The following is a 15011-nucleotide window of genomic DNA, read 5'->3' as shown; positions in this document are numbered from 1 at the left end:
TAGTTGAGCGGGGCGATCCCTTACATCGTTCAGGCGAAATTGAGGTTGATTGGTTGCGGAACGGTTCAAGAGTCGCTGAGACCGCTCTAGAATATAATGTGACAGATTTAAGAAGCGCGCATGTATGCGCCTTTTTTGCTTCTGGATGAGATAAAGGTTCGCTTCAGCGATGGGTATGGGGCGCAAGTTCCGGCGGAATGCCGGCCGGACTGAGACCGTGCTGTTTCAGCCAAGCGTAGGTCTGATTCGCGGCTCGGTCGATCAGTTCGCCGGCGACGGAAAAATCGTAAGCACTCGATGAGAGGGGGCAGAGCGGCGGAAGGATGATGATTTCCAATTTGTCCCGATAATAGGCGGCGTCTTTCAGCAATTGCTGCACCGTGAACAGATTGAGGGAATGCAAGACGATTTCGAGAATGCCTAGAGGCAAGCGTTCCAGGGTGCAAGGGGCACCGGTCGGCAGTACGATAACCCGTTTCGCTCCCAGATCAACGGCGGTGGATAAGGGGGTGTGGTTGGCTACTCCGCCATCGATGAGACAATGACCGCGGATGCGGACGGGCGGCAGGACGCCCGGAATGGCCGCGCTGGCCAGGTCCGCTTCCACCCCCTCGGTCACGAGAGCCTTGAGCATGCCGACTTGAACGGCGCCGAGGCTGCCGCCGCCGGCGAATACCAGCGCTGTAACCGGTCTATGCCGGTCCGGACGGCGAGGCATGGAGTATTCTCTCGTCACCGGGATAGCCGGAAGGAAGCTTTGGATTCCAGTCGTTCAGGCGCATGAATTCTTGATGAATCGCTTCTCTGGCTTCCTTGCATTGTTCCAGGGAAAAACCATTGACGATGGCGAGCCTGAACCCGCCGGGCGGCATGGAATGCTGTTGATAAGGCACCTCTTCATAAAAAGGCAGCTGGATGCTGGTCACCCGGTCGTGATCGATCAATTGACTTAAAAACGCCTGCGACGGTTTTCGATAGTTGCGGTGTTCTCCGAACAGCACCACGCTGAAGCCGGTGCGATTTAACGGTCCCATGCGCCAGATTCCGGCGCGATACAGCTCGATCAGGTTGGGGACGAATGGCTCTCCGTAAAGATCCGGCCATTGATCGGCGAATCGAAGATGCATCTCGATGATGCGCCCGCCGATGGTCTCGAAATTCAGCATGCCGCGGTAATGGATGAAATTCTCCGAGATGAAGGTCTGCAAATATGCTTCTACCCTTTCCCGGTTCCCGGGTAGAATCTCCCAATAGTCGAAGGTGCCCTCCCGTTCGGGATAACCGATCGCATGGGCGTACCACAAGGCTTTCCCGTTCACCACCGCCACATCGGTACTCAGATGTTCGCCTTTCAGAATTTCCACCCACATGAAGCCGGGATTGTATCTCTTTGAAAAATCATATCGATCGGCGATCACTCCGCTGCCCGAACCCATGGATCTCAGGTTGTAGATGGGCTTGCTGAAGACGGGATAAAAGCCGGGCTCGATATCATGGGGACCGCACATCAGGTGTTGCTTTTCGGCGATCATGAGTTTGTTGTAGGCCCAGGCGTGAAGCGGATTCAGGCGATAGGCATCCGGGTCCTTGGTGGGAATGGCGAGATCGTCCGGGCAGGGGAAATGATCGAAGAATGCCTGTCGCCAGGGATCGGGTTCCAGGATGGGCATGTTGTTTCTCGCTATTTTAAATTCAGTTCGGCAGAGGCTAATCGCGTTCCTTCGACACGCGCGCGAATTTTTTCGAAAGCCAGATCCCTGGCGGTGGAGGTGTCGTCGCCGAAGGGGGAAAACCCGCAGTCGTCGGTGGTGCCCAGACGCTCCGGGGGAAGGTGGCGCGCGGCTTCCAACACCCGGTCGCGGACGGTTTCGGGGGATTCCGCCCGGGGATCGATGGGATCGATGACCCCGACGAAGAGGCGTTGATCGGGTTTGGCGTGCTCGGCGATGATCTCGAGCACGCTTTCGCGATCGGGTTCGCTGGCCAGTTGAATGTAGAAATTGTCCGCCTTGAGCTCGAACAGATGGGGTAGCAGGCCGGCATAATCCACGTCCGCGCTGTGGGTGGAGTCCCGGTCGCCGCCGGGACAGGTGTGGATGCCGATGCGCTTGCGTTCTTCCGCCGTGAAACGCGCCAGGACGCGATTGTTGAGCTCGACGAAAAAGCGCAGCAAACCGCCGCTCGGATCCAGCTTGACCGCCAGGCGGCCTTCGGTGAAATCGATCTGAACCCGGTGGGCGCCTTGCGCCAGGCAGCGGCGGACGTCGGTGGCGGTTTCGTCCACCAGGTCCGCCAGAAAACGCTCCCTGGGATAATCGGCAATGCCTTCCTCGGGATAGAGGAGGCTCAGGGCCGAGGCGGAGATGACCGCCTGCTTGACCGGCACGCGGGCGTATTTTTGCGCGCGTTTCAAGTAACCGTCGGCATACCTTGCGTAGCGAAATGGCCCTTCGTCGAGGCGGGGGAGGCGGCGCTGATGGCCGTCGGCGAAAGCGATGGCGATGCCGTCGGGGGCGATGTTGGAAAGTCCTTCCAAGGGATAGCCGAGGAAGTTGGGTTTGCCCTGTTCGCCGTCGGTGATTACGGGCGATCCGGTGGTCTCGAAGCGCGCCACCGTGTCGCGCACCGCCACTTCGATCAGGGCGTCGAGTTCCCTTTGACCCAGGCGGCCCGCCGCAAACGCTTTGACGGCGTCGATCAGTTCCGGCGGGCGCGGCACGCTGCCGATGGGTTCGGTGGGAAGCGTCGGGGATGGCTTGGATGTGGGCATGGAGGGCCTCCTCAGGGTTTGAGATCGGATTCGATTTGCGGTTTGTCGCCACACTTGGCATGGGTTTCGGACAGGATGGAGGCCCGCGAGGATCGAAGGCGTCCCACCCGGCGGGTCTTCTTGAAGGCCGCCCAAAGCGCTTTAAGTCCTGCGGTCGCCTCCACGTCCAGCCGGGCGCGGTCGGCCTGGGTGCCCCGGAGGGCGGCCGCGCCGCCGCGCGCGTACAGATCCAGATGGGCGGCGCTCTCGATCAGCGCCAGGTGGGTGAATGCCTGCGGGAAGTTGCCGAGAAGCTCCTCCGTGTCCGGTTCGATCTCCTCGGAGTAGAGCCCCAGATCGTTGCCGCAGCGGAGGAGGCGTTCGTACAAGGCGCGTGCCTGCGTCTCCCGGCCCAGAAACAGGAGCGCGTCGACTAGCCAGAAGCTGCACATCAAAAAAGCGCCTTCCTTGCCCGACAGACCGTCGTCGTTCCGGTAGCGATAGACGTAATCTCCGTGTTTCAATTGATTTTCCACTGCATCCACGGTGGCTTCCAGAATCCGGTCCGGCAGGGGAAAATCCAGCTTAGGGATCATCAGCAAGGCGGCGTCGGCGCCGGCATCGGCGAAGGCCAGCTTGAGATGACCGGATCGGCCATCGACGCCGTACTCGAGCACCATGCGGTATATTCGGTCGCGCAGCCGGACCCATTCCTTGGCGGGCCCGAACAGACGGAGGGCCCGGTCGACGGCCACCCACGCCATGATTTTTCCGTATACGTGATGGCGGGGCGGGCCGCGCATTTCCCAAATCCCCTGGTCGGGCTCGTTCCAGCGGTCGGTCACATAATCGACCATCGACTGCAACAGGCGCCTTTCCGGCGGGCCCACTTTGCCGCCCAGGGTCCGGTAGACCAGCGCCCAGTCCATGACCTCTCCGTGGACGTCCAATTGCTCCTGGCCGAACGCCGCGTTGCCCACCCGGACCGGACGGCTGTGGCGGTAACCTTCCAGGTGGTCGAGGCAGTATTCCTGGATCTCGGTCTCCGAGCAAATGCCGTAGCCGATGCGTAGTGCCGGGGCGCTGGCCCGGCAGCTTCGCTTGAGAAAATCGCTGAAGCGCCGTGCCTCGCCGCTGTATCCCAGACGGGCGAGGGCGTGCAGGGTGAAGGCGGCGTCGCGCAGCCAGCAATAGCGGTAATCCCAGTTGCGCACGCCGCCGACTTGCTCGGGCAGGGAAGTGGTGGGCGCGGCCACGATGGCGCCGGTGGGCGCGTAGGTAAGCATCTTCAGTACCAGGGCGCTGCGCACCACCGATTCGCGATAAGGGCCGTCGTAGCGGCAGTAATCCGACCATTCCTCCCAGAAGGCGCGGGTGACCGCCAGTAGTCGCTCCAGATCCGGACGCGACACCGCCGTCGGCGTGGGATCGGAAGAAACCACCAGATAATATCGAGTTCCGGCGGAAAGCTGGACTTCTCCCGCGGCGAGATCGTCCGCCACGGAGAGGTGATCGTTCAGGTCGGTGTGAAGATACGGCCCATCCGGACAAGCGATGCCGCCGTCGGTTTGGCTCAAGCGGGCCGACCGCCGGGCGAATTCAAGGCTCGGGCGGTAGCGTATCCGCAGGCGAACGGTACCCTCCACGCCCTCGACGAGGCGGACCAGCCGGAACGGAGCGTTGAGCGATACGTAATCGTGGACGCCGGCCCCCGGTTTTCGGCCCAGGGGCATGAAATCGGTGAGGGCAATGCGCCCGGTGTCGGTGGTGAAGGTGGTTTGCAGGATATTGGTACGCCCCACGTAGCGTCGCTCGGTCTCAAAGGCGTTGGCGGGCATCACCTCCAGAAAACCTCCCTTTGCGGCGTCCAGAATCCGGCAGAAAACCGGATCGGCATCGAAGCGACCGAGGGCGCACCAGTCCACGCTGCCTTCGCGCGAGACCAGCGCGGCGCCGTGGCAATCGCCGATCAAGGCATAGTCACGAAGCGGGACATAGGATTGGATAGCCGTACTCCTTTTCGATAATGAATGAAAAATTAAGATCCGGTGACTGACTTGATACCGACATATGGTTCTTTTGATTGGTCTCCACTGACCGGAAAACCTTTCACCCGTCTTGTCGCATTTATTGGCCCAACGGAATTATCCCGCCATTTCGGTGTAAGCCATGGCGTTTTCCTTCGACCCATGGGTAAAGCCCCGGTCGATTCGGGGTTTGTATTGAAAGACTGATCGGAGGGGAACCCAATGAATGCATTGAAAGCTCTAAACCGTCATGGCCAATCGTTTTGGCTCGATTCGCTGGACGACGAATTTTCGAGGAGAAGCGGATGGAAATCGATCATCCAGTGGAACGATTATCGAGGACTGATTTCCCGGCCGCCCGTCTTCGGAAAAGCTTTTTTTCCACCACCCGAATACTGTCATCTGATCTACCGCCTACGAGATGAAGGGCGGGACCCCGAGTCGATATACGAGCATCTGGCAATCCGCGAAATTCGCGCCGCCGCCGGAAGGATGCGGTCGGTTTACGCTTCAACCCAGGGGCAAGATGGTTATGTTTCCTGGGAGGTTTCACCCCATTTGGCCTACGACACCTATGGCCTGCTAATGGAGGCGAGACGGCTGTGGCGGACGGTCGGCCGCGACAATCTGATGATCAGGATTCCGGCCACGGATGAGGGGATCGCGGCGATTCCTCTGCTGATCGCGGAAGGCATCCATGTCCACGCGACGCTGATTTTCTCGCACCAAGCTTATCGGCGGGTGGCCCAAGCTTATCTTTCCGGCCTGGAGGATCTGCTGGCGCGCGGGGGCGATCCGAGTAAAGTGGCCGCAGTGGCCAGTTTTTGCCTGAACCGCATCGATGCGGAGGTGGATGTCCGGCTGACTGCGCTCGAGATGCAGTCACGCTGCAGCGATGAGGCGGAATCGGCAAAAAGCCTCCACGGCCAAATGGCCATCGCGAGCGCCAAGTTGACTTATCAGAGTTTCCTGGAAATCCACGACGAGCAGCGTTGGAGCGAGCTTAGCCAGCGCTGGCGGGCCCTCAAGGGCTTGGGCGCCAAACCCCTGCGGCTGCTTTGGTCCGGCACCGAAGTGAAAAACCCGGAATACGACACGCTGAAATATGTGGAGGCATTGATCGCCCGTGATACGGTGAGCGTCATGTCTCCCGCGACGGCGAGGGTTTTCCGGCGCCGGGGGCGAGTGGTGCCGACCTTGGAGAAGGGCGTTGAAGAAGCGCAAGCAGCGGTGGCGCAACTGAAGGAACTGGGGCTTTCCTGGGAAGGGCTTGCCGGGTCCTTGCTCGCCGACGGAGTGTTCGCATTCCAGAAAGACTTCGACCAGTCGCTGGATGGAATCGAGCGGCGGTCCCGGGTCGCGGCGTAAGTCATGTCCTTGCTGAAAGTACCCACCGGCATCCGATTCGGCCGCGCCGCCTGCGGCGATTTGAGTCAATCCGAGCAGCGCGAATGGTGGCTGTCCAACGGCCTCGGCGCCTATGCTGCAGGCACCGTGGCCGGTTCCCTCACCCGGCGCTATCACGGCCTTTTGATCTTTCCCGCAGGCGGATTTCAGCATCGCGTCCTGGGGTTCGCCAAGGCCGATCCCGAGACCCTCCACTGCCGGATTCGCATCGTTAATCGCGGGCCGGAGGCCGAAACCCTCCACCTTCTGCCCACCCTCTGGTTCCGCAACACCTGGTCGTGGGGCGACGAAGATGCGGTCCGCCCCGGTTTGGGGCAAATCAAACCGCCGCGGGGGGGCGGCCTGGGCCGTCGAGGCCGAACACGAGACCTTGGGCCGTTATCACCTCTACGGCGCCGACGATGCGCGGCTATTGTTCACCCGCAACGAGAGCAACGCCGAACGGCTGTGGGGAGTGGCGAACGCGCAACCCTACGTCAAGGACGCGTTCCACCGCCTGGTGGTGGAAGGGGAGAGGGGCGCGGTCGATCCGGAGCCGGCAGGCACCAAGTTCGCCGCCTGGCATGTCTTGGAACTGGATTCCGGCGAAGCGGCGGAAATTGATCTGGTGCTGGCGGCGGAGCGGGCGGAATTCCCCTTCGAGGCCGCCGATGCGGTGTTCGAGGCGCGCCGGGCCGAGGCCGACGCTTTCTACGCGGCTCTGTTGCCCGGCGAGGCCCCCGCCGAAGTCCGGCGAATAGTGCGCCAAGCCCTTTCCGGCCTGATCTGGAACCAGCAGTTTTATCATTACCACGTGGCGCGCTGGCTGGACGGCGACCAAATGCCGCCGCCAAAGGCGCGCAAGACGGGCCGCAATCGCCACTGGCGCCATCTCAAGGCGCACGATGTCATTTCGGTGCCGGATTGCTGGGAGTTTCCCTGGTTCGCCGCCTGGGACGTGGCCTATCAGGCGATGACTTCCTGCGTGCTCGATCCAAATTTCGCCAAGCGGCAAATCGAGTTGCTGCTGAAGGCGCGCTATCTGCACCCCAACGGCCACATCCCCGCCTACGAATGGGCGTTCGGCGACGCCAATCCTCCGCTGCACGCCGCCGCCGCGTTGAAGGTTTTCCAAATCGAACGGGAGCGAAGCGGCCGGGCCGACTACGATTTTCTCCAGCGCGTCCTCAATAAGCTGCTGCTCAACTACGCCTGGTGGCTGAACCGCAAGGACAGCCGTCATCACGATCTGTTCGAGGGCGGTTTTCTGGGGCTCGACAACATTTCCGTCTATGATCGTTCCAAGCCTCTGCCGCCCGGTTACCTGCTCAAGCAGGCCGACGCCACCGGCTGGATGGCCATGTTCGCCCTCAACATGACCATGATGGCGGTGGAACTGGCCGCCGCCGGGCGCGGCTACGAGGAGATCGCCGTTCAGTGCTACAGCCAATTCCTCGCCGTCGCCAAGGCCATTGCGGGTTATAACGGTGACGGCATAGCCCTCTGGGATGCCGACGATCATTTCTTCAAGGATTTGATCCTGACCCCCGAGGGGCATTGGCAACGGCTGGATGTGTACTCGTGGGTGGGGATCATTCCCCTGTTCGCGTGCGAAATCCTGGATACCGAGACCCTGAGCCGCGTGCCCCGTTTCCGCGAGCTGCTGTATGAGCACCGCGGCGGTATGTTCGACGGTCACACCATCTGCGCCTGTCCGGAACACACCAACGAACGGGGCGAGCATCTCCTGGCGCTGGCCGATCATACCATGCTGCCCGGCATTCTGCGCCACCTCTTGAACGAGGAGGAATTTCTGTCGCCTTACGGAATCCGCAGTCTCAGCCGACTCCATGCCGAGCGCCGCGATCTGGGCTCGCTGCCGGGCATCGGCGAAGCACTCATCGAATACGAGCCGGGAGAATCCGCGACTCCCTTGTTCGGCGGCAACTCCAACTGGCGGGGGCCGGTGTGGTTTCCCACCAACTTCCTGTTGATCGAAGCGCTGGAAAAATTCCACCGCTACCTGGGGGAGGACTTGAAGGTTTCCGCCCCCGCCCTGGCCGGGCAACCCATGACCTTGCACCAAGTGACCGGTCATTTGGCCGAACGTTTGGTCGGCCTCCTGCGCCGCGACGGAAATGGATCGATTCCGGCCTATCCTCCGGACAGCCCGTTGCAGCACGATCCGAGCTGGCGGGACGCACTGTTGTTTCACGAATATTTTCACGCGGAGACAGGTAGGGGCCTGGGCGCCTCCCATCAGACCGGTTGGACCGCCCTGGTGGCCAATCTGATTTTGAAGCTCCACGAAAGACAACCAACCTGAATGGCGCCTTCCTTGGCTTGATGGAATCCGGACGTTCCGAAATTCCGGCTCGCCTATTTGGATCTATGGCGTTTCGGTTTGGCCGATTTTCTTGGCTTTTGCCTCGCGTGCGAGCCAATGATCGATCGAGAACAGACCACCGCCGCGCGCCATCAGATAGAGGAGGATCGCCGCCCAGGTTCCGTGGGTGGGGTAGGCGCCTGGGTAGACGAATAGCTGGATGACCAGCGTCATCACCAATAGGGCGAGGGCCGAGAAGCGGGTTGCGAGGCCGAATAAAAGCAAGATAGGAAATAGATGTTCGGCGAATGCGGCGAAGGGGGCGGCAAGTTCCGGACTGATAAAGGGGAGCTGATATTCTTCCCGGAAAAGGTACACCGCCGTGTCCGACAGATGCGGCCAGCCCAACTGGAAAGTGCCATCGAAGATGTCCAGGGCAAACCCCTCTATTTTGGTCTGGCCGGATTTCCAGAACACCGCGGCGATGGAAAACCGTCCCACGAAAGCGATCAGCGCTTCCGGGATCCTTGCCAAATATTGGATCGACTTTTCGATCCAGTGGGTGATTTTTGCGCCGGCGGAGGTTTCGAGAAACGATTGTAATGCGTTCATGCGGAGCTTTCCTCGTCAAGGTCCAATGCAATCAATGCGTTTGCGCCGATCAGATCGGAGAGCACGCCGGTCAGGTCGAATTCCGGATGGGCCTCGACCGTGGCCGACACACTCTCGCCGAACGGTATGTCGGCGCTGATCCGATCCAAAAACCGGGCGGCGCCGGGACGCAGGGGAAAGACCCGAACTTGCAACCGGGGACGGACGACGAGCACGTCCTCGGGACGATAGGGATCGACCGCGGTCAAATCGATCTCTCCCCGGTGGGCCGCCCAGAGCGAGTGGGCGGCATGGGAAGAGCGCAAGATGCCCGCCGAAGGGTGCAGGCGGAGGCGGGCGGCGGGCAAATCCTCGGTACGGGTCAGCGCTCGTAGGAAGCGCGCTCTGTCCAGAGGCTCGGCATCGGCTGCGTGATAGGCGGTCAGATACAGCCACTCCAGCCGCGCCACGTCGGCCAGGTAGGGGACGATACAAGCTTGCGGAAAGCATTGGATAAAATCCGGGAATCGATGGCCGTATTCCGCCAGAATGGGAGATCGAGGCGGTTCTGCCTCGACGAAGCTGTGGGCCATGGCGCGAAAGAATGCCTCGCTCACCAACTCGCAGGTCACCGGAAACGTATCCGCCAGCGCATCGATCAAGGAGGCGACCACGTTGTTGCGATAGACCGCCAGGCGCTTTTCCGCATCCGAGCCGTTCCAGGCGATCCATCCTTCCGGACAAAGCCGCTCGGGGTCGAGCAGGGCGGCGGCGAATTCGGTTTGGATCGTCATGCCGGTCTCCTTGCTGCAAGATGGGTTTGCGCGTGCAGTGCTTCCCGCAGGAGATGCTTGAACGGGGGAATATCGTTGTCCCGTTCGATCAGGGTGGCCACCGGTCCGGTGCCTTCCAGAGCGTATTCATAAAGTGCCCATACCGCCTCGGCGACGTCGCTGCCGTGGGAATCGATCAGCAGGGGCGAACCGGCCGCGTCGCGATCCTCGGAAAACCCGGCCAGATGGATTTCCTCTACCTGCTTCAAAGGCAAGGCGGTGATATAGGCGCGCGGGTTCCAACGATGGTTGGTGCAGGAAACATAGACATTGTTGACATCCAGCAGCAGGCCGCAGCCGGTCCGCTTGACCGCTTCGGCGATGAATTGGGGTTCGGTCAAGGCGCTTTGCGCGAACTCCACATAGGTGGAAGGGTTTTCCAGCAGGATGCGGCGCCTAAGCCGCTCCTGGATTTGATCGATGTGATCGCACACGCGCTTGAGCGTCGACCGGGTGTAGGGCAGCGGTAAGAGATCGTTGAAATAAGCGCCGCCGTGGCTCGACCAGGCCAGGTGTTCGGAGAACATTTCCGGTAGGTAACGGTCGAGCAGGGCGGCCACACGGTCGAGATGGGTCTGGTCGATGCCCCCTTCGGAGCCGATCGACAGTCCCACGCCATGCACCGACAGCGGATAATTCTCGCGGATGCGGGTCAGGTAGTGATGCGGCGGTCCGCCCGCGCCCAGGTAATTTTCCGCGTGAACCTCGAAAAATCCGACCTTTGGCCGGGTGTCGAGGATGGTTTGATAATGCTCGGGTTTGAGGCCGATGCCCGCCGAAGCGGGCAGGCGGGTAAAAGGTGGAGCGCCCGCCGAATCAGGGTCCAAGAGGGCATAGGAGATCATCATCGACGAACGCTCCAAAACGAGGAAATGGGATCAATAGACGCTTTTTGCCGCGCACGGATTTTTGGCGGCGCAGGGGTTCTTCGCTGCACAGGGGTTTTTGCCGGCACAGGGGTTCTTGGCGGCGCAAGGGTTTTTCGCCGCACAAGGATTCATGGCCGTTTTGTAGGCCTTGAGCTGGCCGAATCCGGTCGGCGACGTGGGCGACCGGATTTCCTCGCAGGTGCCCGCCGGCACGAGCTTCCAAGCGTTGCCCTGATAGTCCCTCTTGGCGGTGCCGGCGCAGGTGGTTCCCGGTCCGGCCTTGCAGTCGTTCTTGCCCTTGAGGGCGACGCCGTAGCATTTTTCCTTACCGCCTCCGGCTGCCGCGACCGGTTCGGAAGCCACGGTCAGTGCGCTGCCGAGCGCTGCGGCAAGAGTGATAGCGGAAACAGTCGAATGAGTAGGATTTTTTTTCATTTCTATTTACCTCTATTACATTTAGATAAAAAATATTTGCATCAACTAATGTTGAGGAGCCGGATCAAATCGGCCGGTTGATCCGAAGTTTCCAAAGTCATCCCAAATGCGGGCCGATCGGAATGCTTTCCGAGATCATTTCGGTCAATGGGTCGCGGCGGGTTTTAATTCCTTACAAATTTTTTTCATTGCTTTCTCAATGCGGCGGCTACCTCCCGCATCTGGGTTTCCACATCGATCGGCAAGCGGGAAATGACTTCCAGGCGCCTATCCTCGTAGACGTCAACATCGGGATGCGCCTTCCGCCATTGTGTCACCTTCCGGTCGCGTTCCCGGAGGAGCCATTCCACTTGCGGTCGGAATAAAATCGGGAGGTTGGACAGCCAGATGTTCACCGGCCAGGAGGGAAAGGCGTGATCGATGTGGAATCGATCCAGCATCGCAATGATATCCTCGGCCCGATACCACGCTTCGGCCGTGACCCATCGATTGGTGGTGAACAGGGCGATGGGAAATCCGTAGGCGTCCATGGACACCGCCACCAGATGAGTCAGCGCTTGCTCTCCGGTCGGCCATGCTTCCTTGCCGTCATGGGCGATCGGGGAGACACCTTCGGGCATGCCCGGTTGCCGGATGAAGGTATGAAAATGCCCGTGTTCGACGGCATCCGCACGGTGGGCGTGATAGTAATACTGGCAATGGGTGTCCGGGTCGAACACGTCGTCCTTGGGATAGTGTTCGAATTCGTAGAAGGTTCCTTGGCCGCGCAGCACTTCGCCGACGATGTTGAGGCCACCCTTGGTCAGTGCGCGATAACACTCCCGGATTCGCGAACCGGCATAGGCCATGCGTTCGAGTTGAATAGGGCTGAACGCCGTTAAAGCAGAGCGGGAAGGTGTGATCGGAGAGTGGACCATGGCTGAATTAACTTGTCACGTGGTGTTGTTTGAGGTTTGGTTTTGCCTATGAGTCGCGCAACAAAGAAATTGCTTACCGTGACTGAATCGTCTAAAAGGCTGTTTACGAACTTGCTTTCCCAGAGTGGGGGAGGGGCGGCCCCTTCCCGGGCGTCAAGGATTGTTTATAAACCGCCGCCGGTAAAATTGCCTGGAATGGGGCCGGAATAGCTAGGGATCGATTCGCTCAACCAATCGGTCGTGCTTCATCCGTTCCCAGTGTCGATCGTACTCCATGATGTAAGCGACGGTATCGACGAACTCGTCGTCGTAGCCGAAGCGGGACAGGAGATACAGGCCCATCTCGAGACCGGAGGAAATGCCGCCGGCGGTGAGGATGCGTCCCGTGTCCACAATACGATGCCGATCGAGGATGCAGGCAGGCGCGATTTCCCCCAGCCGGTCGATCGGAATCAGTTTTTCGGAAGGATCGCCGTGCTTCCGGTTGGTCGCTTTGCGTCCGTCCAGAAGCCCTGCCTTGCCGTAAATCCACGAGCCCGTGCATACGCTGACCAGCAGCGTCTCGGTCGGCAATGTCCGGACGAAGTCGATCAATCGCCCGTTGTGCATCTCATTGCGTGTGCCGATGCCGCCCGGGATGAGAAAGGCGTCCATGGTGGGGCGATCGTCCAGGCGGTAACGCGGCGTCACTTCCATGTGGGCCGTCGTTTTTACCGAGCCTCCCGAGTCGCCCACGAGAAAAGCCTCCAGTTCCGGATCCATGCGGCGAGCCACCGCCATTACCCCGAGCGGGGCCGTGAAATCGATGACCTCTACCCCGTCAAAGACATAGATGCCGAGTCGCTTGGACATGTCGGATACCTCCTTTGCTGTGTGTTGAAGATAGATAGACAGAACATTCAGTCTGGATTAAAGTAAAATTTTTCCCCTTATTGCCGATGGCACCAAGGCTCATCGATCGATTAAACGAAGTATCCCTTTTTTGGCGGCCTCGATGGGCCAGAGATCACGCATCACCTGGCATTCGATGATGGCGCCCTCAAATAATACGAGCACGACATCGGCGATCTGCTCTTGAGGCGACACGTCGAGATAGGCAGTTAGTGCGCGGATGTAGTCTCGCAGTTCGGATTTATGCTGCTTGATCACCGCTTGGATTTCGCCGCCGAGCGTCGGTGATTCGGACATCATATTGAGAAAGGCGCATCCCCGGTATCCCGAGGCAGGCAGCCAGTCGGCGAGAAAATCGAACAGGGCGGAAAGCCGCGCGGTCGGCTCCGTTTCTCGTTCCACGTGACTGCGCAGCCACTGGAACCAAATTCGGTGGCGGCGTCGCAGGTAGGCGACCGCCAAATCCTTCTTGGAGGGGAAGTGCTGGTAAAAGCTCGCCCGGGCCACCCCCGCCTCGGAAATGATTTGGTTCACGCCGGTGGCCGCATAACCTTGGGTGTAAAATAATTCCCCCGCGGTTTTTAGAATCCGCTCCGCCGGTTCGCTGTGACGCTTGCTGTTCATGGCGTCTTTATAAAACAGAACGATCTGTCTGTCAAGCTTGATAGCAGATATTTCTTCAATGGCCAGTCGGTAGGTGGAGCGAACCCTGTCATTGACCGTCTCTTTCCAATAAGCATTTCTCAGTTCCCACCACCATCAAAGCTAAACCCACGGCGAATACCATTCCGCGTCAGGCAGGTATTAAGGAGCATTTCTAACCGGAGGGCTACTTCTCTTATCCTGATCAGCGGGGAGGCCCAGATGATTGTTGAGACGTGATATTGTTAATTTGGTATCTTCAGGTGCGTGGCCTTTTTTGTGGGAAGCCTCTGCATCCAAATTCTCATCGGCCTGCGTCAGCCAGTGAGCGATACTCGTGAAACAGCGGCTCGATGTCGATGATTTAGCGGAACCCCGTGGGCGAAATGATCCAGGCTTTCTCCCGTATGGGCCGCGCTGGTAGCTGGCTCGAAAAATGGATCTGATGAAAAAGGGATTAAGACTGTCTACTACGCGAAATTTTTGCGGCAGTAGGGCCTGAAACCTCCTCGATGGAAAAGCGATCGGGATTCGGGATCTATCGCAGTTTGCGGAGATTCGGTTTGCCTCGATCAAGCCGTTTTTGGACGGCCTCCATTCCTTGCCGTAAATTGTCCGGTTTGATCCGGAGGGATTGTCTGCAGGCGGGGCAGGCGAGGACCGGGTTATGCTTCAGGCGTCCGATCTTCTCTTTGAATTTATTGTTGCAGTGTGGACAGGTGAGGGTGAGGAGCTGGGTGTCCAGATTCATGAGCCGCTCCTTTTGGAGAGAGAGTTGTAAGCATCTTATTCTACTCGGATTGACTGTGCCCCATAGGGTTTATTCCTCAGGCTCCCAGCGGATGGTGACCTTCCGTTTTCCCCAAGCCTTGGCTTTTTGCACGTCGTCACCCATGTAAATGTCGATTCTTCGCCGCCATCGTTTGTGGGTTTTATCCAGCACTTTGTATCTCCCCGGCAGTCCTTGGATGGAAACTTCGACGCCTTGGGTAAGCCCCAGGTCGATCAGATCTCTAGAAACGGCGATGGCTTTCATACCCGGCTTGAGGGTGTCTCCCCATGCGCCGACTGAAGGGATTGAGCTCGTTTCCTTGACGGATGAGGTATACGCGGTGGCGGTCACCGAAAGTGATCGGGTGTTGTCGCTACACCCCAAGAGGGATAGAGTGATCAGAAAAACAATCGTAAAACCGTAGTATTTGGCCATTGCTTCATCCAACCCTTTATATTTTCATAGAACGCGGATGGTTCGACCGTTTCGGTCTGGAATGGATTTGCCGCATTATGGGGTAACCGTTTGCGGTTCATGTTAGCGCATGCACTCCTGGCATTTATAGTCTTACCG

At 59.4% G+C, this 15011-nt stretch carries 15 protein-coding genes and 1 pseudogene; 3 read left to right on the top strand and 13 right to left on the bottom strand.

Annotated features, from left to right (window positions below; translation table 11 throughout):
• Window positions 1-163: 163 nt before the first annotated feature.
• The 4 genes from H035_RS0115675 to H035_RS20220 are packed head-to-tail and all read right to left on the bottom strand — an operon-like array spanning window position 164 to window position 4755.
• Entirely contained in the window at window positions 164-718 is a 555-nt protein-coding gene (locus H035_RS0115675; protein ID WP_022949909.1) for a patatin-like phospholipase family protein, read from the bottom strand.
• Complete coding sequence (locus tag H035_RS20225; RefSeq protein ID WP_022949908.1) at window positions 693-1670, bottom strand: hypothetical protein; 978 nt, start codon at window positions 1668-1670, stop codon at window positions 693-695. The genes H035_RS0115675 and H035_RS20225 overlap by 26 nt, the downstream gene beginning before the upstream one ends.
• Before the next feature lie 11 nt (window positions 1671-1681).
• Window positions 1682-2770 carry a cobalamin-independent methionine synthase II family protein gene (locus tag H035_RS0115665; protein WP_022949907.1) on the bottom strand — a complete coding sequence of 363 codons (1089 nt, stop codon included), beginning with the start codon at window positions 2768-2770 and terminating at the stop codon, window positions 1682-1684.
• Between the two features lie 11 nt (window positions 2771-2781).
• Window positions 2782-4755: a glycoside hydrolase family 15 protein gene (locus H035_RS20220; protein WP_268741938.1), complete on the bottom strand. Its 1974-nt coding sequence runs from the start codon at window positions 4753-4755 to the stop codon at window positions 2782-2784.
• A gap of 243 nt (window positions 4756-4998) precedes the next feature.
• Between H035_RS20220 and H035_RS20215 the strand changes: the two genes are divergently transcribed.
• The 3 genes and pseudogenes from H035_RS20215 to H035_RS22540 all read left to right on the top strand — a co-directional run bounded on the left by H035_RS20215 (window position 4999) and on the right by H035_RS22540 (window position 8488).
• The gene (locus H035_RS20215) at window positions 4999-6144 is read left to right on the top strand and encodes a transaldolase family protein (RefSeq protein ID WP_022949905.1); all 1146 of its coding nucleotides are present in this window, start codon (window positions 4999-5001) and stop codon (window positions 6142-6144) included.
• A 3-nt stretch (window positions 6145-6147) separates the two neighbouring features.
• Window positions 6148-6357 (top strand): annotated as a pseudogene (locus H035_RS22810) (glycogen debranching enzyme N-terminal domain-containing protein); the annotation flags it as partial.
• Window positions 6358-6475: 118 nt separating this feature from the next.
• Entirely contained in the window at window positions 6476-8488 is a 2013-nt protein-coding gene (locus H035_RS22540) for an MGH1-like glycoside hydrolase domain-containing protein (protein ID WP_051149873.1), read from the top strand.
• Window positions 8489-8551: 63 nt separating this feature from the next.
• Here the strand turns inward: H035_RS22540 and H035_RS0115645 are convergent, their stop codons facing one another.
• From H035_RS0115645 to H035_RS0115605, 9 genes are all read right to left on the bottom strand, one after another.
• Complete coding sequence (locus H035_RS0115645) at window positions 8552-9100, bottom strand: DoxX family protein (RefSeq protein WP_022949904.1); 549 nt, start codon at window positions 9098-9100, stop codon at window positions 8552-8554.
• Window positions 9097-9873 carry an HvfC/BufC N-terminal domain-containing protein gene (locus tag H035_RS0115640; protein ID WP_022949903.1) on the bottom strand — a complete coding sequence of 259 codons (777 nt, stop codon included), beginning with the start codon at window positions 9871-9873 and terminating at the stop codon, window positions 9097-9099. Before H035_RS0115640 ends, H035_RS0115645 begins: the two co-directional genes overlap by 4 nt.
• Window positions 9870-10760, bottom strand: a complete 891-nt coding sequence (gene bufB, locus H035_RS0115635) for an MNIO family bufferin maturase (protein ID WP_022949902.1) — start codon at window positions 10758-10760, stop codon at window positions 9870-9872. Before bufB ends, H035_RS0115640 begins: the two co-directional genes overlap by 4 nt.
• A gap of 30 nt (window positions 10761-10790) precedes the next feature.
• Complete coding sequence (locus tag H035_RS20205; protein ID WP_022949901.1) at window positions 10791-11216, bottom strand: BufA1 family periplasmic bufferin-type metallophore; 426 nt, start codon at window positions 11214-11216, stop codon at window positions 10791-10793.
• A gap of 185 nt (window positions 11217-11401) precedes the next feature.
• Window positions 11402-12133 carry a DUF6969 family protein gene (locus tag H035_RS0115625; protein ID WP_022949900.1) on the bottom strand — a complete coding sequence of 244 codons (732 nt, stop codon included), beginning with the start codon at window positions 12131-12133 and terminating at the stop codon, window positions 11402-11404.
• Between the two features lie 210 nt (window positions 12134-12343).
• Complete coding sequence (locus tag H035_RS0115620; RefSeq protein ID WP_022949899.1) at window positions 12344-12985, bottom strand: DJ-1/PfpI family protein; 642 nt, start codon at window positions 12983-12985, stop codon at window positions 12344-12346.
• Between the two features lie 99 nt (window positions 12986-13084).
• Entirely contained in the window at window positions 13085-13648 is a 564-nt protein-coding gene (locus tag H035_RS0115615) for a TetR/AcrR family transcriptional regulator (protein WP_022949898.1), read from the bottom strand.
• Between the two features lie 556 nt (window positions 13649-14204).
• Window positions 14205-14417 carry a hypothetical protein gene (locus H035_RS0115610; protein ID WP_022949897.1) on the bottom strand — a complete coding sequence of 71 codons (213 nt, stop codon included), beginning with the start codon at window positions 14415-14417 and terminating at the stop codon, window positions 14205-14207.
• Window positions 14418-14486: 69 nt separating this feature from the next.
• Complete coding sequence (locus H035_RS0115605; protein WP_022949896.1) at window positions 14487-14873, bottom strand: RlpA-like double-psi beta-barrel domain-containing protein; 387 nt, start codon at window positions 14871-14873, stop codon at window positions 14487-14489.
• Between the last annotated feature and the right edge of the window lie 138 nt (window positions 14874-15011).

This window comes from Methylohalobius crimeensis 10Ki (assembly GCF_000421465.1).
GTDB lineage: Bacteria > Pseudomonadota > Gammaproteobacteria > Methylococcales > Methylothermaceae > Methylohalobius > Methylohalobius crimeensis.
This window is presented reverse-complemented; position numbering and strand designations above follow the sequence as displayed.